This window comes from Terriglobus roseus DSM 18391 (genome assembly GCF_000265425.1).
Lineage (GTDB): Bacteria > Acidobacteriota > Terriglobia > Terriglobales > Acidobacteriaceae > Terriglobus > Terriglobus roseus.
The window spans coordinates 2,984,867-3,007,112 of the sequence record NC_018014.1 but is presented as its reverse complement, the minus strand read 5'-3'; the positions used below and the strand labels follow the sequence as shown (position 1 = coordinate 3,007,112).

General features: G+C 60.9%; 16 protein-coding genes and 1 tRNA gene. All 17 read right to left on the bottom strand.

Features of this window, described 5'->3' with window-relative positions; all coding sequences use genetic code 11:
- Positions 1-11: 11 nt before the first annotated feature.
- The 17 genes from TERRO_RS12345 to TERRO_RS12260 all read right to left on the bottom strand — a co-directional run bounded on the left by TERRO_RS12345 (position 12) and on the right by TERRO_RS12260 (position 22,093).
- Entirely contained in the window at positions 12-5,468 is a 5,457-nt protein-coding gene (locus TERRO_RS12345; RefSeq protein WP_014785986.1) for an eCIS core domain-containing protein, read from the bottom strand.
- On the bottom strand, positions 5,465-5,746 hold the full coding sequence (locus TERRO_RS12340) for a hypothetical protein (protein ID WP_014785985.1): 282 nt from the start codon (positions 5,744-5,746) through the stop codon (positions 5,465-5,467). The genes TERRO_RS12345 and TERRO_RS12340 overlap by 4 nt, the downstream gene beginning before the upstream one ends.
- On the bottom strand, positions 5,743-7,605 hold the full coding sequence (locus TERRO_RS12335) for an ATP-binding protein (protein WP_014785984.1): 1,863 nt from the start codon (positions 7,603-7,605) through the stop codon (positions 5,743-5,745). The genes TERRO_RS12340 and TERRO_RS12335 overlap by 4 nt, the downstream gene beginning before the upstream one ends.
- Positions 7,606-7,609: 4 nt before the next feature.
- A complete protein-coding gene (locus tag TERRO_RS12330) occupies positions 7,610-8,149 on the bottom strand; it encodes a hypothetical protein (RefSeq protein ID WP_041592576.1) in 540 nt (179 codons plus the stop codon).
- Complete coding sequence (locus TERRO_RS12325; protein WP_052313338.1) at positions 8,116-8,883, bottom strand: Pvc16 family protein; 768 nt, start codon at positions 8,881-8,883, stop codon at positions 8,116-8,118. The genes TERRO_RS12330 and TERRO_RS12325 overlap by 34 nt, the downstream gene beginning before the upstream one ends.
- On the bottom strand, positions 8,880-9,623 hold the full coding sequence (locus TERRO_RS12320) for a hypothetical protein (RefSeq protein WP_014785982.1): 744 nt from the start codon (positions 9,621-9,623) through the stop codon (positions 8,880-8,882). Before TERRO_RS12320 ends, TERRO_RS12325 begins: the two co-directional genes overlap by 4 nt.
- Positions 9,620-10,300 carry a hypothetical protein gene (locus tag TERRO_RS12315; protein ID WP_014785981.1) on the bottom strand — a complete coding sequence of 227 codons (681 nt, stop codon included), beginning with the start codon at positions 10,298-10,300 and terminating at the stop codon, positions 9,620-9,622. Before TERRO_RS12315 ends, TERRO_RS12320 begins: the two co-directional genes overlap by 4 nt.
- Before the next feature lie 76 nt (positions 10,301-10,376).
- Positions 10,377-10,889 carry a phage tail protein gene (locus tag TERRO_RS12310; RefSeq protein WP_014785980.1) on the bottom strand — a complete coding sequence of 171 codons (513 nt, stop codon included), beginning with the start codon at positions 10,887-10,889 and terminating at the stop codon, positions 10,377-10,379.
- A gap of 24 nt (positions 10,890-10,913) precedes the next feature.
- Positions 10,914-13,193 carry a phage tail sheath family protein gene (locus TERRO_RS12305; RefSeq protein WP_014786172.1) on the bottom strand — a complete coding sequence of 760 codons (2,280 nt, stop codon included), beginning with the start codon at positions 13,191-13,193 and terminating at the stop codon, positions 10,914-10,916.
- Between the two features lie 853 nt (positions 13,194-14,046).
- A tRNA-Asp gene (locus TERRO_RS12295) sits at positions 14,047-14,123 on the bottom strand.
- 259 nt (positions 14,124-14,382) lie between these two features.
- On the bottom strand, positions 14,383-14,913 hold the full coding sequence (locus TERRO_RS12290) for a DUF4149 domain-containing protein (RefSeq protein ID WP_014785978.1): 531 nt from the start codon (positions 14,911-14,913) through the stop codon (positions 14,383-14,385).
- Between the two features lie 111 nt (positions 14,914-15,024).
- Complete coding sequence (locus TERRO_RS12285; protein ID WP_014785977.1) at positions 15,025-16,362, bottom strand: flagellar basal body-associated FliL family protein; 1,338 nt, start codon at positions 16,360-16,362, stop codon at positions 15,025-15,027.
- 72 nt (positions 16,363-16,434) lie between these two features.
- Complete coding sequence (locus tag TERRO_RS12280) at positions 16,435-18,690, bottom strand: penicillin acylase family protein (protein ID WP_014785976.1); 2,256 nt, start codon at positions 18,688-18,690, stop codon at positions 16,435-16,437.
- A gap of 96 nt (positions 18,691-18,786) precedes the next feature.
- Positions 18,787-19,053, bottom strand: coding sequence for a hypothetical protein (locus TERRO_RS12275; RefSeq protein ID WP_014785975.1), 267 nt, complete (start codon positions 19,051-19,053; stop codon positions 18,787-18,789).
- 2 nt (positions 19,054-19,055) lie between these two features.
- Positions 19,056-19,538: a cytochrome c-type biogenesis protein gene (locus TERRO_RS12270; RefSeq protein ID WP_014786171.1), complete on the bottom strand. Its 483-nt coding sequence runs from the start codon at positions 19,536-19,538 to the stop codon at positions 19,056-19,058.
- Positions 19,538-21,610, bottom strand: coding sequence for a heme lyase CcmF/NrfE family subunit (locus TERRO_RS12265; protein WP_014786170.1), 2,073 nt, complete (start codon positions 21,608-21,610; stop codon positions 19,538-19,540). Before TERRO_RS12265 ends, TERRO_RS12270 begins: the two co-directional genes overlap by 1 nt.
- A gap of 108 nt (positions 21,611-21,718) precedes the next feature.
- Entirely contained in the window at positions 21,719-22,093 is a 375-nt protein-coding gene (locus TERRO_RS12260; protein WP_014785972.1) for a response regulator, read from the bottom strand.
- Positions 22,094-22,246: the final 153 nt, after the last annotated feature.

Here is a 22,246-nt window from a genome sequence, read left to right as displayed (position 1 = left end):
ATACAGTGGTGTCAGCCACCACGGTAGGTCTTAAGGAAAACGGCAAGCTCCGCGGAGAGTACCTCTGCAGCACCTGACTTTGCTATTACGTCCTGGTTACGGTGCGCCTCCAGCCATTTGCTGAAAGCCTCTCCAAGCGCGGGGAAGCTGGCATTGCCCGGCGTGGTTTCAAGTGATTGACCAGACTCGATTACGCTGCGGAGTCTGAGAAATATGTTTGCGATGCGCCGTGCACTGTCGTCCCGAACGCCTGCGAGTTTCTTTCGGTTGTATTTAGGTAGATCTGGAGAACCCTTGTGATCCTTGGGATCCACCTTCAACGGCAGGCCTTTTCTCAATGCATCCACCTCCGCGGCTTGAGCTGCGCCCACTGGAGCCATGGGCGCGAGCGCTCCGTATGTAACGTCGCCTGCGTTGGCGTGACCTCCTTCTGCGAGTGATTGGGCGAGGTCCATTGCTGGAAGCATTCCCTCTCCACGAGCTCGCTCAAAGAGGCGCAATGTCCGATGTTCCGGGGAAGCTGCAAGAGCAGCCATGGTTGGCATACCAGTCTTTATCCACTCCGTTCGCATCGCGCTATAGCTGGACTTCCTGCCGAGGGGAACCATCAAGCCTGAAAGCAATGCCGGACTATCCGAGGCAGACGGCCCGCGCCTGCTTCGGATGGTGACACCTGTGGACCGGAAGAAGAGCGGTGCGTGCCTTGAGGACGTTCCTCGCTCTGTACGTGCCATCCGCGCGCTAAATATGTCGTCCAGTTCTGCGTTTGGGCGGACGTAATTGTCAGCCTCCTTTGCGCTCGACATTCCGGCGTCATCCGCTGCCCTGGATGCATACCAATCTTCCTCAAACCTTCTTTCTGCGGCTCGCAGAATGGGGAGCAGCTCTTTGCCGATGCCAACCTTTTCGACTTCAGTCACGGGAGCTTCCGGGTTGATCTTCGCGATGATCTCGCGGCCCGCAACGCGCAGCGAAGTCAGACGATAACGCAGCAACCAGAACCCCAGGCGTGCCTTCAGCCAAAGGCCACTGACCCCGCGCTTCAGCATGCTCTCAAGTGGCGGCTTGATGGCCGCTACAGCATGCTCCAGTCTCTTTTGTTTCCTTTCCGCGGCGTTCTTCTTTCGTTTTTCCCGCCACGCCTTGAATTGCTCCTGCTTCTTCTTGAGCCAGTCTTTGGCCTTTCCATAACCAGTGCGAATCTTCCCAACGACCTTGCTGCCAGCGCGGAGGATTGCGCGGCCAATTTTCGTCTTGCTCAAGACTCGTACGACAGCTTTCCCGGCACGCGTGGCTACACGTGCCACGGCACGAGCACCGCGGGTGACCACTCTGCCAACGGCTTTCGCGCCGCGTACGACAACGCGACCGACAGCCTTCACGCCACGCACGATGACGCGGCCAACGACCTTCAGTCCCTTTCCAATCGCCTTGCCGACGCGCTTGAAGAAGGCGACGATCTTTTGCGCGATAGCCTTGAGTTTGCTGGTAACGCCGCTCGCTGCTCCGCCAAGGCGCGACATGATGAAGCCTGCAAGGAACTGGATGAGCGCGATGGCTCCGGCTGCAAGGGCCGTGGCAAACTGCGGGCCCGCGCCGCCCGCCTTGACCGCCTTGAGGAAGGTGAAGAACAGCTGGAAGGCGGCGATGATGCGCTGAATGGCTCCCCATGCTGCGATCAGTCCCTGGATGACGAGCATCACCGCGCCGGCTGCAGGGATGATCATCGCGATGAGCTTCTCGATCAGGAACTGGATGACGATACCCGGAATGGCGGAGATGATGGCGCTCCACACAAAGCCAGCGATCTTCTTGAGCGAGAGGCCGCCCTTTCGCAACAGGTCCAGCACCATTCGGCCCATGCCGATGATGCCTTCGATGGTGTCGTTGAACCACTGTTTGAAGGCGGTCTTCAGAGCGGTCCACAAGTGATTGCGGATGCCGTCCATGATCGATGCGCCAAGATTGCTTAGCCACTGGCCCGGTGCGGGTGCAATATCTTTTACCAGCGCAGCGAACTGGGCGAGTGCCGCGATCAGCGCACGCACCTTGTCGAGCACGCCCTTCACAAAGCCAGCGACTGCCTTGATGATGCCGCTGTAGATGGCCTCGTAGGCACTGAGGATGGCGTTGAGCGCCTTCATCAGTCCGTTTAGAAGGGCGCGGATACCCTTGTCCAGCGCATCGGCCAGCTTGTTGACGGCCTTGACGGCGGCGTCCACCAGACCGTGAATGGCCTTACGAAATTTGTCGTGCAGGGCAGGGAAGGCGGCGAGCAGCTTGTCGCCAATGGCTAGGAGTGCCTTACCGGCTGCCTGGATGAGACCCACCACGGCCTTGCGTGCGGCGTCGATGACGGCGTGTGCCAACTTCTGCGCTGCCTCGATCGCAACCTTGACGAGTTTGCGCGCGGCGTCGAAGACGGCGTGCACTGCATCCAGCAGCTTGTTAAAGAAACTGCTGATACTGGAGGCGATCCAGCCGAAGATGCCGCCATCATCTTCGCTCTCGCGCTTGGCTTTCTCGCGCTCGGCCCGAGCCTTGTTCTCGCCGTCGGTGCGTGCTGTGACGATCTTGCGGTTGCCTTCGGCGATGTGTTCGTTGGCCTTGTCCTGCGCCTTTGTCTGTTCGGATGTAATTTCGCCGCGAGCACCCTGCAGTTCCTTGCCAGAATCATCTCGCGCTGTTGTAACCGCCGCCTTCTGACCTTCGGTCCAATCTTTGCGCTGATCCAACACTTGTTTGCGCGCGGTTGTACGCTCATCCGCCTGCTGCTTCGCATTAGCGTCAATCGCATCGGAAACCTGTTTCTGGCTGTCTGTGTTGGCCTTCTGCTGCTCGTTGTCTTTGTCCGCGCGTTTCGTCGTGAGCTGGCCGGATGCGGACGTTGCATGCTGGCGAACTTCGTCGCCGTGCTCCTGTTCGGCAACCGTGGCAACACCTATGTCAATGTCCCCCATGCCGGCGTCCTGCTCTGGCCCGGCGCTTGCAGCGGCGACACCCGCTACGGCTTCATCCGGGGCTATGGTGCCCGGTGTCACTGCAGGGTACAGATGGTCCTCTCCCATCGGTTCGGCAGCGTCCTGCGCGCCCTGCTGCGCGTTAGTCGCTGCGCTGTCCATCAGTGCGGTCTGTTGGTTTTGCACCTGCGCGGGATCGGCATCACCCTCCAGCGCCAGAGGTGGCGCATCTCCCGCGTCAACATTCAGCGCCTCATCGGTGACTGGCACCTCTCCGACGGCCTGCTGTACCCGGCGTGCATCTGATTCGGTGATCTTGCCTTCGCTGGTACCGGTCACCTGGGGTCTTGCGATTCCCTGGGTCACTGGTGCACCCGGCTCGGGCGCTGCCTGCGGTGCAGCAACCGCCATGGGAGCTCCCGCAGCAACTGCTGCCACTCCGGCCGGGTCAGCGGCTGCAGGAACAGCAGGGACATTATCCGGAGCCACACCATCCGCGCCGCTCGGTGCTCCCGTAGGGCGTTCAATCGTCGGGGGCGCTGCCGCCAGCTCTGCCTGCTGCTGACCGGTCTCCGCGGCGACTGTCGCCTGTGCTGCCCCCATCGCATGCGCAGCGCTGGCGACCTGCATGCCACCGACGGCGTCCATCGCACCAACGGGGTCGGCGGAGGGAATGCTCTGGGCGGCGTCGGGCTCCGGCGGAGGCTCCGGGACGGCCGCGCCACCACCGCCTCCACCACCCGCGGGTGCAGCGGCATCGTTCTGCGGTGGTTCGCCTGAGAACTCACCCAGCAGGCCCGGTGGGATGGTACCGGGAGCCGAGCCCTGTCCTCCCACTTCCGGCTGCGCAGCGATGCCTTCACCGGGAACCGTACCTCCGTTGTCACCGACGTGGCCCTCGACCGAAGACTCTGAAGCCGCATCCCCGGCAGTGGCCTCCGATGCAGCGGCGGTCACGCCCGTGTCGATATTGGGGTCAATCTGCTGAGCCGTATTGCTGCCCATCGCGGTCGGTTGAGTGACAGCCGCTTCCTCAGGCGACGATGGCTTCGCCTGCGGCTGCTCCACTTCCGGCTGAGCTCCCGTCTGAGAGAGGGAGGGAAGGGCGATTCCAGCTGGGGCTGAGGCGGTTTCGGATGCCGATTCGGTCTCATCAGAAGAAGCCCCGACAGCGCCTTCGTTTGCAGTGTCAACATCCGTTCCCGAAGTAGCTTCCGTCTCCTGAGCAAGGCCGGCAGGAACGGCATCGGGCGTGGGCTCGCCAGTGACGGATGCTGTGTCAGCTTTGGAGTTCTGCGCCTGTGATGGATCTGCCTCCGCCTCCTCTGCTGCCTCTGTGCGACCTTCGGCACCGGGAGCGCCGCCCCTGTCTTCCGCGACGTGTGCCTGCGGGGCATCGGTTCCCGCGCTGGCTTCGGTCGCTGTCTCGTCAGCATCAGTTGGGGCCGCAACGGAGGGCTGCTCCATCGCACCACCTCCGCCGGCTGCCGATGGTGCGGACGGAATTACTGCGGATGTGGCGGGTTCGGGGGCAGGGGCAGCTACTGCCCCGGCACCTGCAGATTCGGCGGTCTCGGTAGTGACCGCACCCGCTGCAATCTGTGGCTGGTCGACGGCTGCTTCGCCCGATGCAGCGGCTTCCTCCTGTTCACCTTCGATCCCCGCCTGTTCGCTCTTTCTGGCTTGCGGTGCTGTCTGATCGTGTGCCTCTTCGCCATCGAGTTTCCCGTTTGCGGATTCGACGGCCCTGGCTTCTGGCGACAGATCTCCGATGGGCGCGGCAGCGGCACCCTGGGCATTTTCGGTACCGTCCAGACCGGACGGAACGTCCTCGGCCAGTACATCCAGAAAGGTGCGCCACTCATGGCTTTCCATGTGGGCTTCCAGCCAACGTAGAACGTCGCGGCGCAGGTCGTCTTCCATGCGGATCAACTGGTTGCGGATCCTCCCGCTGCTGTCCTTACCATCCGCGCGCACGCGCATCAGCAGCGTCCGCGAAAGTTCCTCGACGGTCCGCGCCGGGTCGATGGTCTTTGTCTCTCGGTTGGCCATACCCGCAACCCGTCTTGCGACGACCGCTTCGGCTGTCGGCGTGGGTATGCTGCCCGTCTCGGCGGCCTCATCTGCCTGGCGTTCCAATGGCTCTCCCGGCTCGGATGCGCGAAGATCCTGCGCGGGCGGAGCAGACGCCTGCTGTTGCAGGGTGTGCATCGCCTCATGCGCCAGCAGGTCGCGACCGGCCAGCGTCTCCGGTTGCCATTTGCCTGCACGGAAGAAGATGTGCTGTCCCAACGTCAGCGCATCTGCCCCCAATTCGCGTGCTACCTCATCTGCCAGAGGACCAGTGTGAACGCGAACCGCTGCAAGACTGGTTGAGAATCTGATCTCAAGTTCCACGCGCACTGCATCTGGCAGTGGTCTTCCCGGCTCTGACATCGCTTTGCGCAGTGCAGACCGTTTTGCGTTCGCCTTTGGCTTTGGCTGGGGAGGAGCAGCGGACTTGCTCATCGGCCCTCCCCGGCGTAATGCAATGCCTCATACAGCGCCACTGCCAAAGCCCTTCCCACGCGACGCGGCTGGTCGCCGGTGTGCGCCGGCAGTGTCAACGTCGGCAGTTGCCATTCCGAATGATCCTGCTTCGCAAAGCTTGCAGTGCCCCGGTTCAGGACGATCAGTTCGAACTCTGCGGAAAACGCCGCAGCGCACACCTGCCGAGCACCTGGCGTCATGCCTTCCAGAACAAGGTCGCCGATGCTGAGTTCGAACGGGGGCGCAGGCGCTCTCATACCCAGCCCTCGATCTCGGAATCACGCAGCGTTCGTTCCAGCTTGCTGTACTCCATGCGCGCGCCTTCCAGCAGCAGCGGCATGGTCACGCCGGTGCCGTGCTCCGCCGCCAAGAACATGGCAGTCATGGCGATATTGCGGATATTGCCCCCGGCCACCTGCAAACGGGCAAGCAGGTTGAAATCGACATTTTGCAGTGGCACTTCTCTCGGAAACATGCGCTGCCAGATTGCCGCGCGCTCCGCCGCTTCGGGCAGGCGGAAGTGGAGGACGAAGCGCAGGCGCCGCAAAAATGCGGGATCGATATTTTCCGCAAGGTTGGTGGTTAGCAGTGCAAGCCCGCGGTAGACCTCCATCCGCTGCAGCAGGTAACTGACCTCGATATTCGCGTGGCGGTCGTGGCTGTCTTTTACCTCGCTCCGTTTGCCGAAGAGTGCGTCCGCCTCGTCGAAGAGCAGCACAGCGCCGCTTTGTTCCGCAGCTTCGCAGATGCGCGCGATGTTCTTTTCGGTCTCTCCGATGTACTTGCTGACAAGCTGACTCAGGTCGACGCGGCAGACGTCCAGTTCCAGTTCATGCGCGATGACCTCGGCTGCAAGCGTTTTTCCGGTACCACTCGGACCTGCAAACAGTGCGGTGATCCCAAGTCCGTTCGGACCACGTTCGCCGATGCGCCACGTGTCATACACCTGCGAGCGATGCCGAACCTGCGAGGCAATCCTGCGCAGCCGCTGTTTCATGCCGGCGTCAAGGACCAGGTCTTCCCAGCCTGCCCGCGGTGTGATGGTCTGCGCCAGTCCCTCGACGGCTGCGCGAGCGCACTGCCGCGCAGTCCTCCAAAGGGACACGCCGGGATCGCTGCGCCACGCGGCCGCTGCTACGCGTATGGCATCTGCGTCAAAGTCGAAGTGAGCGCTGACGCGGGAGACCTCGTCGTCAGTAACCTCCGGCAGCGTGGCTTTGCGCCAGATCGCCTGTTGCTCTTGCCGTAGCGGCCGAACTACGTCGAGTGTAAGTAGCTGTCCTGACTGCGAAGGCCAACGCTGCCGCACCAGCACTACGCACGGCGATGCAAGTTGCCGCACGAACCGCTCAACCTGCATCTGTTCGCGCGCACCATCGACTCGTTCGGCATCCATGACCAGCAGAGCGCGACTGAGAGCGGCCTCTCTTTGCCAGAGACGCATTACCCGGTCCAGTTCCGCCGCCTCCGGCAGTGCATCGACGCTCCAGACGAAGGCACGCCAGCCCATCGCTGCGCACGCGTGCGTCACAATCGCCCGCTTCGCACCGCCATCCAGTCCTGCCAGTTGCACGGCTTCCGCAGACGTCTGCCAAAGTGCAGCCATGCGCATCGCTATTGCCTGTTGTGAGGCCACGAGGTCAGGTGCGGCAAGTAGAGGCTGCATATACATACGCAGGCGTGGGTCGAAGCTGTCGATGCCCACCACGAAATGCAAGACACGCTCATCGATACGCAGCGGACTGGTCAGCAGCGTGGAGCCCGTTTCCATCGTCAGAAGATCCCACCGGCGTAACGGAGCATGCGGCGCTACGGCCTCCCATGCGGCCTGATCCAGCAAGGACAGCGCCAGGCCGAACGTAGGGTGTACGCATTTGCTGCCCTGGAGTTGGGCCAGTGCCTTTCCCGCATCCGTGTCGAGTTCTGCCGCAGCGCAAAGCAGAAGAACCTCTGATTCAAAGCGTGAGAGCTCGAAGATCGCCGACAGCAGTTCCAGCGTGGGTGTCAACTTCAGGGGTGTGTCCCGGGTGCGAACTCTCTCCCGGACAGACGAAAGTGATCGCTCCAACTCGGTGGTCCGCCAGTCCGTGCGTGTTGGAACCGTGGAGATCGCCATGGGGTCAGACCACCGTAATCTTTGGGCCGGTGTAGGCCCCATTGCCATCGAGCGTCAGCGGCGTCTCCGCGCCGTCCACCCGCACGCGCACCATGTAGCTGCCGGGCGTCACGCCAGCCAATTTGAAAGTGACCGGGTCGGTCGCAGGGATGTTTCCCAGCACTCCCGCAACCGTGAAGCCGGCGCTGCTGGCTGATGGAACGGGATCATTGAGCAGCAGGCGTATCTCCTGCTTTGTCGTGGGTGGTGGTTGCAGACGGATGGAAAGCACCCCTGCGTTCAGCGTGATGTCTGGTGTGCCGTCACCTTTCAGCGCGAAGACTGGCCGGTGCAGAAAGATGGCAAGGTTCGACTCGTTGACCTCTTTCAATGGCGCGGCGCCGATGTCGATGGTCCGTACCAGCTCGACACCGACGATGCCTGCAGAAAGGCCAGCAGGCAGCGTTACCAGTGCGCGTGTAGGCGTGGATCCGGCATCAAGTGGCCGCCGGGCCCCATTGCTGAAAACAGCTACCGCACCGGGCTGGACGAGTTCTTCACCCACCAGCGCGATCTGCGAGGCGGCCGCCTGGAAGAGCAGATTGGGCGGATCGATGCGATCAATGAAAGGCCGCACCGACTGAACGACGGCGGTCGCAAAGGTGCGCACGGGCAGCGCACTCTTCGCAGAATTTCCGATTCAATCAGCACTGCGGAGATGCGGTAGCAGAACGATGGTCGACACCGGCTATGAATGGAAGTCCACAGCTTCTGCATCTCGTCCGCGTTGAGGTTCAGCGGCTCGATCCGCAGAATTTCAAGCTGGTCCGCGAGCCCTGATCGCTGCAGCGCCACGAGTACAGGATCAGGAGGGTCGATCAACGGATTCACCGCGAGCAATGTGCGTACCCGCTCGCGCGTCAACTGCGGTACGTCACTGAGCGCCTGCATCGCGAGCCCAAGCAGCATCTCCGGCAACAGTTCCAAAGAGCTGTGTGTGCTGACCAGGAAGCTGATATCCAGCGCCAGCGGAGGCGTCGTCACCGGCTGTCCGAATGCATTGCGCGACGGCTCGAAGGCATTGCGATATGCAGCATTCATGGCAACGTGATACGGAAAGATGTTGATATGCGGCGGGACGTCGATCGTTGCCGACATGTCCGTTCCGTCGATCTGTTCCGGAGAGAGAACGGTGGTCTTCATCGACTGGAAGGCGGTGAAGTTCTCCAGGGCGACACGCCGATCAATCAACTGCGCGACGACGCGCGCTGCTGCCGCGATGGCCATGGCGGTGCTCATCGTCCCGCTCCTTTGCGGCGCAGATAGTCTTCCAGCGGCATCGCTGCTGGAGAGCGTTCTGGTTGTGCCACCCGTTGCGTTGACGTTGGTGCGGAGGTTCGCACTTCAATACGATCGATGCGAATGGTGATTGGTGCTGCTGCAACCGGCTCCGGCCGTGGCGTGTTCAAAGGGGAGGGTAAGTGCCTTGTCTGCGGTGTGGCAGCCTGTTCGCGTGGCGGCATCAGCGGATGTGCCGATTGAGGTCGTGCTGGCCCCAAGGTGGGTGGCACCATCTTCGGAGGATCAGGGCGCGTCACTCCGGGGTCGGCAGTAGCGAGACGCGAAATCGGATTCACAGCTTCCCGTGTCGGCGTCACGTTCTCATGGGAGGGCAACGGCGTAACTGCCATTGAAGCGCTCTTATCTACGTTGGATAGAACGACGTCGCTCGGCGGTAGAAGTTGGCCGGGGAACGGCTTTGGCGAAGGCCCGGGAGCACTCACAGTGGGCGCCTGCTTCGCATCCCGCAATGGGGTGTGGCCGTCACGAAACTCGCGCGTCTCGATCGCTGAAGCCGTGGTCGGGTCTGGTGCGCGCTGCGTAGCGATGTGTGGATCGGGCGCAGCCAGACGTTCTTCGTTGATCTCTTCCCATTGCAGGCTGGATGGAGGCGCCATGGATGGCAGGATGCGTGGTTCTGCAGCGGGTAGCTCGCCGCGCGCGCGCCCCAAGAGCAGTTCCAGATAGTCCGCGCTCATGGAACCATCGCCAGGTATTCGTTGCGCCGCAAGTCACTCAGGCTCAGGATTTCCGTCTCGCTCCAGCCATAGGCTCGCGCCAGCGCATCCACATCCCGCAGGATTCGGCGGCCTGCCGCACGTACTTCTCGCCACAAGTATTCACCAGCCTCGAACACCTCCGACCAATGCGCGGCACACTCCGGGCATTGCAGATCGATGCCTGTGAAGCCGTTGTGCGCATCCGCCATCGCAGTCAGCACAGAGCCGACAAAATCTTCCGCAACTGGTTCGGGCAGGATGCGTTTCAGCAGCAGTGCACGGCCCTCTCGCGCATCTGGACAAGCCGCCGCATCCGCCAGATCCAATGAGTTCGGCCACCTAACCTGCAGGTGCAGACCACTGACGTCTATCTCGAGGGCTTCGTCGCTCTCTACGACCGTGGCAGAACGCTGCGGTAGCTCGTACTCCAGCATGGTTTTGCATGCGGGGCACTGCGCGAAGGCGGGCCACTGCACTCCAAAGAGGGCAGTGCGCCATGCGACAAGCGCGGCATCACGACGTGCGATCCCTAAGCGCAGCGTCTGTTGAAGCGGAATGTCGGTCAGCGCGGAGAGCAGGGCTGCCGGCCGCTGCCAGGCCGTCACAGTCGATCCCGCCTCCCACGCACGCACTACCATGCCGGCGCTGCTTTCCATCTTGTCCTCCGTAGTACCGTGCGTGCCGAAGGAGTTCCGGATGCGCCGTTACGCTTCCGTCAAGTTCCTGGCCGGATTAGAAGCTGGGTTCTGCAGGTTCCGTCACCTTCGTGTCACGGACCCAGCCTTCGTTTTCGATCTTGATGTGTTGAATCGCGATGGCATTCGCATTCGCATCCAGGTCAGGCCAAGGCTGGTATTCCGAAACCCAGCAGCGGAAGAGGTTATAGGCCATCACGATCTGGCCAGCCTCGTTGAACAACTCCAGCCGGATGTTCTTGCGGAAATCCTTCAGTGACACCTCGGTACCGGGCCCGCCATTGACGTCCCATACCTTCTGCGCCCAGGTATCAAACTCCAGGTCATGGGTCACGCCGCGCTCCAGCGTAACGGCCTCGTACTCCGTGCGCCCCGGCGACTTGAAGCTCGTAGACAGATCGCTGCCATCTCGATGCTTGACCACTTCCGTTGTGCGCTTGAGCGCACTGATTTTGCTGATGCCAGCGACGTACCGTCCGTCCCACTTCACGCGGAACTTGAAGTTCTTGTATGGGTCGACTCGCCCCGGATTTACTGTGAATTGCGCCATGGCTTACGGCTTCCTTTCCGTCGATTACGACGCTGCCTGTCCGGCTATCTGCTGAAGCTGAATGATCACGAACTCAGCCGGCCGCAGCGGGGCAAAGCCGACGATGACATTCACGCGGCCAAGGCTCTGGTCAGTGGAAGTCGTGGTCTCGCTGCTGCATTCGACAAAGTAAGCCTGGTCCGCGCTCACCCCCGCAAAGGCACCCTGCTTGAAGAGGCCCTGCATGAACGCACCAACATTCAGCCGGATCTGCGACCAGAGCGTTTCGTCGTTTGGTTCGAAGACCACCCATTGCAGCCCGTGATAAAGACTCTGTTCGATGAAGAGGGCAGTACGGCTAACCGGCACATACTTGTACTCATTCGCCTCCGCATTCGAACCGCGTAACGTTCGCGCGCCCCAACTGACAATGCCAAAGGTTGGCAGTGACCGGATGCAGTTCACACCGAGCGGATTTAAGGCACCATTCTGCGAGTCTGTCAGCGTGTACTCCACACCGAGAGCGCCGACAACGGAAGCGTCTGTGCCTGCAGGTGCCTTCCAGACGCCGCGTGTGGTGTCCGTGCGCGCGTAGATGCCTGCGATGGCACCTGATGGAGGCATACGCCTGTTCGCGCCGCCATTTAGTGGGTCGGAGATAAAGAAGTACGGATAGTAAACCGCCGCGTTGATACTCTTCGGCAACGACGGCCCGCTGATCGCCGTGACCATGTGCTGAATACCCGTATCGAAGGGTGCGTCGGCAATCAGGAAGGCTGAGCGAGCCTGACAATATGCAGCGGCATCGGCAAGCGTCGCGGAGTCCGTAATACCGGGCATGATCAACAGGTTGAAGCTCTGCACTTCTTCCAGCGCGGAGAGCCCCTGCCTCGCCGTACCGCTCGGCACATAGCTGCTGTACACGGTGGAGGGCGAAACATCCTGCGCGCTGCCGCCCGCAAGCGCCTTTGTTGTGCCAGGTGTCGCAGTGATCCCTGTCAGAAGTCCGAGGGTGTTCGCGAACGTGTCAGCCCCTGCGGCTAGGACGCTCACGGATGATCCCGGTCCTCGCGTGCCCGAAGTCAGGACAAGCAATGGATTGGCCCCGGAGTCATCCACTTTCGCCGTGAAGCCGGTATACGCTGCCGTGGACCGCAGTGCCTGCACCGCGTCCTGCAGTCGTGTCGCCATGTCCTGCAACTTCGTCTTCAGGTCGGCGCCCGCAGCAAGGCCGCCAGAAATCAAGTCAACCGTGTCCGCCACACCGCCATCCAGGACGAGTTGTAACTGGTGCGTATCGGCCTTGGGAAGTGTGTCCAGGGCGGTTGCTGTGGTGATCGCAGCTCCGCGCAATACACCGGGGTCAGGCGTGGGTTTCGGGCGCAATGCGCTGGTTCCGTCTACTTCTGTTCCGCCGCTTGCCACGCCTAACTTCAGCGCCGCTGCGGCGTCGCGCGTCGCGCCCTGCAGAACCATAACACTGCTGTTCTCACCGGTAGTTCCCGAGGTAAGAATCAGTCGGTCATTGCTGCCATTGGGCTTGCAGGTGAAGTTCTTCAGGGATGGATTGGTGCTGATGCCAACTACCTGCGTCTGGATCGCCGATGCGACCGCGCCGATGCCTCCGCTGACGGCAGCAGCATTCAGCGATATTGTGATGACAGGTAGACCATCTACGACTATGCGCAAATCAGTTCGCGGCGGTTGGCCCGCGGGCGGCGTTAGAGCAGCGGTTGTATCCGCCACCACACCGCTGGTGCTGGTTCCCGGATTTGGAAATGCGAGGCCCGCCGCACGGGTGGCCTTGACCAGTTGGGATGAGGCAAGTGCCTTCTCCACGAACTTGGCATCCTGGGAGTTCATCGACAGGCCACTGTAACTCTCGACGGATGTTCCGTCCGCGGTGGCCAGAGTCAGATTGAATGTGCTGCCAGGGGAGGGCGTCTTCCAGTCAACGGTAACGGTGATGCCATTGCCAAAGTCACCCGCATCCAGTGCAGTTAGCGTTAAAACCGTAGCTCCGCCTGTCGCGGTGAGTGGCACAGAAGCTTGCACGGCATTCGCGGCAACACGAACAATCCAAGCCTCGCTGCCGCCGTTCATGAAGAACTGCCGCACAGCATAGCCAAGATCGTACTTACTAACCAGGCCGCCAAACTCACGCGTAAAGTCGGTGAAGTTAAAGATCTGTGTCGCAACACCAACCGTTCCGCGCGATGCCTCACCGAGGAAAGCCGCAACGGAAGTGCTGACACCCGCAATGGAACGGACGCCACTGGGCAACCGCTCAAGATAGACACCTGGAAAAGTAGTCGTAGCCGGCACGCGATGGCACCTCGTTGGAAGTAGCCGAAGCATACACCGGTCTAGAAACGACGCAACGATAATTTGAGGAAATATTTCTTCCTATTGCGTTTAATTCAGATGATTTACTTGCTCAAGTAATTTTCTGCAATGCGCATAGCAGGCGCCATATCCCGGAATTACCCGGTAATGTGCTGTTCTTATGTGGCTGTTATCAGCGTCGCGGCATTCATCTTCTAGCTCGTTTGCCTAACCGAGTGATGATGATCTTCTCCGACGAAGCGCCCGCATTACACTCTAGGCTCTGGAGCCAGAGGCAGCACTTAAGTCTTAGGTCAGCGATACCTCTATCGAGTGAGCGGGCTCAGTTGACAGCCCCTCGGGCGCATAGGGCTTGCATCCGCAGATGGAATCTCGTTGTTTAATCCTCATGAAAAAGGCAAGGAAGCTGCCAGTATTGGCATCAGTAATCCCAATTCTTGCAATCTGCTTCATTTTTTCGACTTTGGCTTTATCAACGAGTGCGCTATATCGCTTTGTCTGACTTGGCATATATCCAGCTCGCCATGCGTCGGCAGTTCTGAACGTTCTGCCGGCCTACATGCGAAGCGCGAGCAAATATTATCCAGAAAGAACTCGGCTGGCACACTTTTCGCAGTACCTTCAGCACACTTTTGAAGGCGACCAGGGAAGATGCTTCATACACGGGCATGAGCTCGCATTAACGGACAGCGCAGGGTGCGTGTTATGTGGAGGCTGTTTCCAAAACTGGTGAAGCACCGGGTAAGAATCCACCCGAAGTACGAGGTACCACTTACACCCTTTGACTTCTGCGTATTAGGGGGGCCGCCTCAACCTAAGTTCTTTAGATTGATGGCGGGGACGACGGGACTCGAACCCGCGACCTCTGCCGTGACAGGGCAGCGCTCTAACCGACTGAGCTACGTCCCCAAACTTGCTGGTGCAAGATGGATGTCACATCGAAGCGGGTCGCCGTGTTGCGCGTCCGCATGCTTCGATCGTGTTGCGCTATGTGATTCCGGCTGAGCTGCTTGCCTGTTTCACTCGCGACGACAAGATTGAGTTTATCAGAACTTTTGCACGAGATGGGTGACTGTCCTGTGCAGAAACTCACCTTGAGAATGAAAAAGTTCTTCGTTGCGCCGGGTGTGCGCGACGGACCGCGTCTTTGGTCCAGGTACCGCAGGGGTTACGCGTCTTCGGACAGGTCGAAGACTTTGCGAGGGGTGGCATTCGTTCCGCGCTCGCGGAGGCCTGCCTCCATACCGATGAGAACCGCGAGGCCGAGACCTGCGAGGATCACGACGCTCTCGACGCGCGTTGACCACGCGTGGCGTGATTCAAAATCGGTACGGATCGGCGAGCCGGGGAGAAGGATGTTGATATTGCCGCCGGCGAGGGCGCGATCGTGCTCCATGGGCAGGATGATGGCGCGGTTGGAGACGAAGGTCATCACGATCATCAGCAGCACAAGGCCGGCCTGCACGGGCATGCGATAGGCACGGCTGCCCAGCAGCCGCAGGCTGATCATCATGGCCACACCGCACCACAGACCGATGGAGTGTGCGAAGAGCAGGGTGTGTCCGATGAAGGTTGCGAATTGCTCTGTGGTGCCGAAGACGCGCGCCGCTGTGGGCGCTACGACCGCACCAAAGAAGATGAGGGCGCCCATCCAAACAGCGAACGCAAGCAGACGAACGACACGGGCAGCAATGACCATGGAGATAGTGTAGCGGGGCTTGCGCCGTGGATGGCACAGACAGATATGCCCCAGCTCCTTGAAGCGAAGCTGGGGCACCTGGGACTCTCGTTTATGCCGAGGGTTTGTTGTCTATGCTGACGGTTTGTTGCGCTCGAGTGCGTTCTGCAAGACGACTTCCAGTGCAGGCTTTACGCGCGCGTACTGCTCTTCGGTGATTTTGCCGGTCAAGCGATCGCTCTCAAGGGTGAAGAGCTCGTCGCGCAGGACGTTGAGCAGTGATGCCGCCTGCGGGATACCCGCTGCTATAGCGACGCCGACAGGTGCTGCCGTCGAAGGGATCGTCGGGTCGGTTGTGACGACGGCGGGATTCTGCGGGCGTCCGAGGAGGAAACCGGCTCCGCTGATCAGCAACAGAGCGACTCCAGCGATGATCCACCACTTGTACTTGCTGAGGGGATCGGGTGTGTCGATGGGCGTGCCGAGGCCACCGCCCGGCTTGTTACTGGCTGCCGGGCCGGTGTTCGACCCGGGATCAGCGTTCGGGTCCGCGCCGCTGGCTGGGGTGCCGGTTGCCGGGCCGTTACCCTGATTCTGCTGGCTTGCGTCGGAAGCGGTTGTCGTGGTGCGAGGCAGTTGGCCCTGACCCGAGAGCGTGAACTCTGCGGTATCGCCGCCTGCGATGTTGCGTGCGACGAAGGTCTGCGCATCCACCTCATCCTGCACGGGCGCCCACGGCGTCTTGCCACCGTCGAACTTCATCGCCTTCGGCATCATGACGATGACGTTGTCAGAGGCCATGGCGGTGGTCGGCGTCATCTTCAGCGATCCGTTGTAGGGCACGCGATAGCTGACCTGGAACTGCGTCTGCCCACCCGGGCGCACGGCAAAGTTGAAGGTGAAGTGGCCCTTCTTTGTTAGCGGGACGGGCTGTGACTGGACGGTCATGCCGCCGGGGCCCTGCGCTGCTGCGCCCTCGACGACCGCGCCTTCCGGCAGGGTAAAGTCAAAGGTCGCGTCCGAGAATTGTGTCTTGGGCGGTGCCGATTCGTTCTTGAGGAAGAAGTGCTGGACGACGCGGAGGCTCTTGCCGTCGGCCTCAGTCTGCACGCGCATCACGTCCGCTTCAAGCTTTACGCCGGGGACCTTCGCTGCGACGGCGTAGACGTCGATGTCGAGGGCGGTCGTGCCCGGAGGCGCCGGCTTGAAGTAGTTGGCGCCCTCGTGGGTCACGCGGACCAGGTGCACACCGTCGTCGGGCACGTTGAGCTCGTAGTGGCCTTTGCCGTCCGAGGTGGTGTGCGCGGCTTCCTGCATGCCCTGTGCCAGACGGATGAGCGTGACGGTGTCGCCGGATGACGGCTTGTTCGTCGTGCCGTTGGTGATGGTGCCGGTGAGGGTACTTGCGGCGAAGGCCGAGAAGGGGAGCGCCAGCAGCGCCGTGAGGGCAGTGATTCTTAGGGAACGCATCGCTTTTAAGTCTAAATGCGGAAGCGAAAGGGCCACACCGGATGATGTGGCCCTGGCTTCAATTCCTACGAGTTAGAAGGCGTCTCTCGAACTCAGGTTCGCCAGGATCTCCGGGCGGGTGCGCCAGACGTCTCGCCACTGCTTCTTCTCTGCCAACGGCAGCTCGTCCGTGTGGAAGGGAGAGCCCGGCTGCGAAGATTCGCCGTAGAAGACGAAGCTTTTGGCCTTGACGGCGGGTTTGGTGAATTCGACCGCAATGGTGAAGCCGTCGCCGTGGATCGGTGTCTTTTTGCCTTCGAGAAGCGGACCCCATGTGAAGACGCGGAAGACGCCCAGGTTGCCGTAGCCACCATTGCCGGGGAGTGAGACACCGTTCAGCGCCGGTCCCCGCACTGCCTTAATGTCGCCATCACTCTGCCCGTTGATTTCGATCTTCATGACGTCGCCCCAGGGGCGGTCGAGCGCGCCGTAGAGCTTCACGGTTTCGTCTGCGGCGTCGGCCAGCATCTGCACCGCGAGTTTCGGATCCTTGATGCCGCGCGGTGTCGTCAGCGGCTGGTTGTAGTCGTATGGGATCGCCCAGTTCTTTTGGGCTGCGACGGTCGTCATGCCGACACTGGTGCTGATGAATTTCTGTGCCCACGTGTAGAAGAGCAGTGCGCCGCGGGAGTTGGCTTCGCACTGGCGATCCCATGTCCGGAGCACGGCCGCAGCCTCTTTCGCGCGTGGACTGCCATACTGATCTACGTCAGCCAGCAGTTCGTCGAGGACGCGGTCGGCCATTTCCATGCGGGTGGAAAACTTCTTCTCCAGCAGCATGTCGAAGCTGATTTTCTTGTCCTCGCTCAACATGCGAAGGGCGCGGTCGCTGCGGAAGAGCGGAAAGAACGACGAGATGTACGCCGGGTAGGCTGATCGATCCATCATGTTGGGCCAGGCAGCATCCCATGGTGGTTCGTTGCTGTTCTGCACGTAGCCGCTGGCGGGGTCGATCTGCTTGGGCAATTCGTCATAGCTCAGGATGCCGTGCGGCATGGTGGCGCTGGTGGATCCGTCGACGGGCTTCGTCCATGTGGCCCAATCGCCAGTGCGGCGTGGCACGTTGGCGTTGAAGAGATATTCGATGTGGCCGTCGCGGTCGGCGTAGAGGATGTTGTACATGGGCACTTCCAGCCGGCGTAGCTGTGCCTGGTACTCCGCAAAGTTGTGCGCCGTGTCCATCTTCCAGTACTGCTCCAGGAAGAAGGGCTTGTCGAGGCCTGCGGTGAGCAGCGCGACGGGAACTCCCTTGTCCCGGCGAATGATGGGGCCGTGCACAGTCTTCTGCACCTGCACGACTTCGGTGGTGAAGCTGCCATCTTTCTGCTTCACGCGGAAGGGATACTGAGACGTCTCATACTGTAGAACCTTGCCGTCGTAAAGGTACCCGCCGGCCTGCTCCTTAATGTCGAACTGCAGTGCGCCGTTGTTGGTGTTCACCGTGTTGGTGATGGCGAGATAGTCTGAAAAGCAGAAGCGCATGACCGGCAGACCGACCTGCGATGCGCCGAAAAGATTGATCCCGGGAGCGACAAGCTGCGCCTCAAAATAGGTCTGCTCGCCGGCCATAGCGAGGTGCGGATTCATCAGCAGCATGGCGTTGCCGCTGGTGCTGTGGGAGGGCGCGATGGCCCAGCCGTTTGAGCCGTCCTGCATGTCCATGTTGGTGGGAGCGAAGGGCGATTCCGGCATCTCAAGCGACGCTGTTTCTGTGGATGCCGCTGCGGTGCGGGTAGCGTTGCGCGGCTCCATGAGTGCGCGGCCGGCGACGAACTCGAAGTTCACAAAGTGTTGCGTGTGTTCGATGACATCGAGAGGCGTGATGGGCAGCACCTGCTTGGCCTCAGCACTCAGCTTGTCGGGATGCGCCGCTGCGTAAGCGTTGATGCCTGCTGCAAAAGAATCAAGATAGCTGCGGAACTCCGGGATTTGCTGCGAGAGCCAGAGGGCGGAGCGCTTGGGCACCTCATTGAGCCACACCCACCGATCCGTTTTCAGATTGCGATCGTTCGCGCCCGCGCCGTAGATCTCGCTGGAACGGCCGCGGCTGCCGGCCATGACGTGCATCAGTAGTTCGCCGTGTGCCTCGGTCTGCGCGTAACCGTAGAGATAGAACATATCCTTCGTGTTCTTTGCGAAGATATGCGGCACGCCCCACTTGTCCCACAGGATCTCTGAGCCCTTCATCGGCTTGTACGTTGAGGCTTTGGCTTGTGCGATCGAAGGGACTGCGGTGCCTATTGCCAGCGTGAGGGTGGCAAGGGAAAGGATGCGGCGGCGCAGGGGCATGGTGCTCCTTGTGGTGTCGCTCTTGGATTGAGGGGTACATCGGCAGACTACCATTCACACGCGGTTCACAAAAGTGGACTCGCGCTGGCCTTAAGGTCAGGCGCGCTCGAGAACGTCGATCTCCGTCACGATGGTCGTTGCTTCATCTTCCAGCAGGGCACGCTGGGTGGCGTAGTCTTCTTCGGGATACTTGCCGGCCTTGTACTCGAAGTTGAGGTCGCGCAGATTGGCGAAGACGGCGTCGCGACGTTCGCGCAGGAAATCAAGCCGGGAGGCGGCGCGCTGCGTGAAGGGGTTCTTCTCAGGCCAGAAGGTGTAGGCGAAGAGGGCGACAAAGAGAACGATGGATGCGGCGATGCCCATGGCTAGTACTCCGTCTCGCGGCGAATGCGATCGCGTACAGCATCGCTGCCTGCAAACGGCATGGAGGGTGCGCCGCCCGGCACCGCGAGCATGTGACGGCCCTTCCAGCGACGGATGAGGAACGCCGTGCCGACGATGGCCAGGATGAAGACAACGACCGGGACAATCCATGCGGCGTTATCAAAGCCGCCACGGATGGGCGCTGCCAGCACCGTGGGGCCGTACTTGGCTACGAACCAGTTGAAGATGCTGGTGTCAGAACCGCCGCCTGCGACCTTATTGCGCAGCTCGCCGATCATGCGATCGCTGTCCGGGCAGCCGACGTGGTTGCACTCCAGAAGGATTTGGCCGCAGCCGCAGACACAGACCATCTTGTGGCCGATGCTCGAGAACTTGTCTGTCGTGTCACCGGCGCCGATGGTGACGAGCGCGACGGTGAAGAGCAGGACCATCTGCAGGACGCGGTTTTTGAGTAGGGCCCGCATCAATCGCCGCTCACAGTCTGCAACTCACGGTCCGGCATTACGGATGCGGCCTTGTTACTGAGCATGGGACGGAGGCCGGGAAGAAGAGCCAGTACCGTTCCTGCGAAGACGATGGCGACACCTGCCCAGATCCAAGAGACGAGGGGATTCAGGAAGACCTTGATGATGGGACGGTTCGTCTCCGGGTTGCGGCCCAGGAAGATGACGTAGAGGTCACGTAGCACGGTGGAGTGGATCGCAACGATCGTAGAGCTTGTCTGGCTTGCGGTGTAGAAGCGTTTCTCCGGCGTCATCTGCGTCAGCTTCTTGTTGCCGCGATAGACGTCCAGCAGCGCAAAGTCCGTGTCGTAGTTGGCGTTGGAGTCCTGCGTGTAGCTGAGGCAGACGAGCTTGTAGTTGCCGATCGTTAGCGAGTCGCCAAAGCCCATCTCGAGTTCTTTCGACTGGTTGAACGCGGCTCCTGCGAGGCCTGCAAAGAGCACAACGATGCCGAAGTGGACCAGGTAGCCACCGTAGCGCCGGTTGTTGCGCATCATCAGCGTCCATCCGGAGGCGACGAGGTTCTTGCCGGTCTGCGTCGCGACCACGTGTGCGCCGCGCAGGAACTCGGCGAGGATGGCCGTGAAGACGCCCGCGCCTATGGAGAAGCAGACGAGTGCGTAAAGCTGGCCTTCCAGGTCTTCGCTGGATGCGCTCCAGGGGTGCAGGCCGCTGAGCATCAGGATGGCGGCGCTCCCTAGAATTGCCGCGCACGGCAGAACGAAGTTGCGACGGATGGAACGGAGCGACGTCGCACGCCATGCGAGCAGCGGACCAACGCCCGTCAGGAGTAGCAGGAAGAGGCCGATGGGAACCGCAACGCGATTGAAGAAGGGCGCGCCCATTGTGACTTTCGACCCTTGGACATACTCGCTGAGGACGGGGAAGAGCGTGCCGAAGAGAACGGTGAAGCAGGCGACGAGCAGGACGAGATTGTTGAAAAGGAACGAGCTCTCGCGCGAGACCACCGCTTCAAGCTTGTGCTCGGACTTCAGGTGAGCGCTCTGCTTGAAGAAGGTGAACAGGCATACGGCGAAGATGATGCATAGGAATGTCGTGAACCAGTCGCCGATGCTGCTCTGGGCGAAGGCGTGGACACTGCTGACGATGCCGGATCGCGTGAGGAGCGTGCCCAGGATGGTGAGCATGAACGTCAGGAAGATGAGCCAGACGTTCCACTTCTTCATCATGCCGCGCTTTTCCTGCATCATGACCGAGTGCAGGAAGGCGGTGGCCGTAAGCCATGGCAGGAACGATGCGTTCTCAACCGGGTCCCAGCCCCAGTAGCCGCCCCACCCCAGAACTGCGTAAGCCCAGTGCATACCGAGCGAAATGCCGACTGTGAGGAAGAGCCATGTGACAAGCGTCCAGCGGCGTGTGATGCGGATCCACTTTTCGCCGGGGTACTTCATCATCAATGCGCCGAGTGCAAAGGCGAATGGTACGGAAAAGCCCACGTAACCCAGGTAGAGCATCGGCGGATGGATGACCATCTCCGGGTATTGCAGAAGCGGATTCAGGCCGTTACCGTCTGCCGGAATCACGCCGCGCGTCAAGGAGAAGGGTTCCGCGGCGAAGTTGAGCAGGGCAAGGAAGAAGATCTGGATGGCTGCGAGGATGACCGACGCATACGCGAACAAGCGGACGTCGGTGCGATGGCGCAGACGCAGTACGAAGGCGTAGCCCGTGGTCAGAAAGGACCAGAGCAGCAGGGAGCCTTCCTGGCCACTCCACAGCGCTGAAAACTTGTAAGCCGGGTGCAGCGCGATGTTCGAGTGCTCCCGGATGTACTCGACCGAGAAGTCATTCGTGAAGGCTGCCCAGATAAGGGCGATGGCTGCGCAGAGGACCGCGATGAAGCTGCCCAGACCGGCACGTCGCGCCGTCTCGGCGAGCCTTTCGGCCGAGACGCGTAGTTGCAAGCCGCGCTGCATTGCTACGAGCGCGAATGCTCCAGCGAGAAACGTGTATGCAGAGAGACACAGCGCCAGCAAAAGCGCGAAACTGCCGAACTGTGGCATTGGGTGTGGCATGGGTTTACCGATCCCGAGGTACAGGGATGCGAACCCATTCTCTCAGGTGGAGAGTCCGTGGGCAAACGCTGGTGCGATCATCGGAGTTTCGGTGCCGGCAGAAGGGAATCAGGCGGCGTCCGGACGGATCAGGCGGTCCACCGATGCCAGTAGATTGTCGGGCAGCAGCGGCTTTAGACGGAAGAGAACGTTCAAGTCGCGGTACTCCTCCTCGGCCTCTTCCAGCCCGCTGATTACCATGACCGGCAGCTCCGGGCGGAAGGTACGCAGTTCGCGCACGAACTCAGCCCCGCTCATGTTCGGCATGATGTGGTCTGTGATGACCATGTTGATCTCAGACGGGAAGTCGTTCTCGCGAAACTGCTGCAGGGCGCGTTCCGCGTTCAGTGCAGGAATGACGAAGTAACCGGCGCGCTTCAGAATTGTCTGGCGGGTGGCAGCCTGGATAGCATTATCGTCAATCAACAAAACGGTACGTTGCATTCTTCCTCGAATCCTCGGGCGGCCAGGTTTGGCTTCGCCGGGTTACTCTTCGAAACAGAGTTTTAGGCTTTCCGGCATTTGGATGCCGGTGATCGCCATTCGGCAGCCTGCGAAGGGCGCATTCAAATGCAGGAATTGGGACGGTATGACCAA

Coding starts and splice junctions, on each gene's coding strand:
- TERRO_RS12345 (WP_014785986.1), bottom strand. CDS start 5,468: ATGAGCAAGTCCGCTGCTCCTCCCCAGCCAAAGCCAAAGGCGAACGCA.
- TERRO_RS12340 (WP_014785985.1), bottom strand. CDS start 5,746: ATGAGAGCGCCTGCGCCCCCGTTCGAACTCAGCATCGGCGACCTTGTT.
- TERRO_RS12335 (WP_014785984.1), bottom strand. CDS start 7,605: ATGGCGATCTCCACGGTTCCAACACGCACGGACTGGCGGACCACCGAG.
- TERRO_RS12325 (WP_052313338.1), bottom strand. CDS start 8,883: ATGAGCACCGCCATGGCCATCGCGGCAGCAGCGCGCGTCGTCGCGCAG.
- TERRO_RS12320 (WP_014785982.1), bottom strand. CDS start 9,623: ATGAGCGCGGACTATCTGGAACTGCTCTTGGGGCGCGCGCGCGGCGAG.
- TERRO_RS12315 (WP_014785981.1), bottom strand. CDS start 10,300: ATGGAAAGCAGCGCCGGCATGGTAGTGCGTGCGTGGGAGGCGGGATCG.
- TERRO_RS12310 (WP_014785980.1), bottom strand. CDS start 10,889: ATGGCGCAATTCACAGTAAATCCGGGGCGAGTCGACCCATACAAGAAC.
- TERRO_RS12290 (WP_014785978.1), bottom strand. CDS start 14,913: ATGGTCATTGCTGCCCGTGTCGTTCGTCTGCTTGCGTTCGCTGTTTGG.
- TERRO_RS12285 (WP_014785977.1), bottom strand. CDS start 16,362: ATGCGTTCCCTAAGAATCACTGCCCTCACGGCGCTGCTGGCGCTCCCC.
- TERRO_RS12280 (WP_014785976.1), bottom strand. CDS start 18,690: ATGCCCCTGCGCCGCCGCATCCTTTCCCTTGCCACCCTCACGCTGGCA.
- TERRO_RS12275 (WP_014785975.1), bottom strand. CDS start 19,053: ATGGGCATCGCCGCATCCATCGTTCTCTTTGTCGCCCTCTTCGCCTAC.
- TERRO_RS12270 (WP_014786171.1), bottom strand. CDS start 19,538: ATGCGGGCCCTACTCAAAAACCGCGTCCTGCAGATGGTCCTGCTCTTC.
- TERRO_RS12265 (WP_014786170.1), bottom strand. CDS start 21,610: ATGCCACACCCAATGCCACAGTTCGGCAGTTTCGCGCTTTTGCTGGCG.
- TERRO_RS12260 (WP_014785972.1), bottom strand. CDS start 22,093: ATGCAACGTACCGTTTTGTTGATTGACGATAATGCTATCCAGGCTGCC.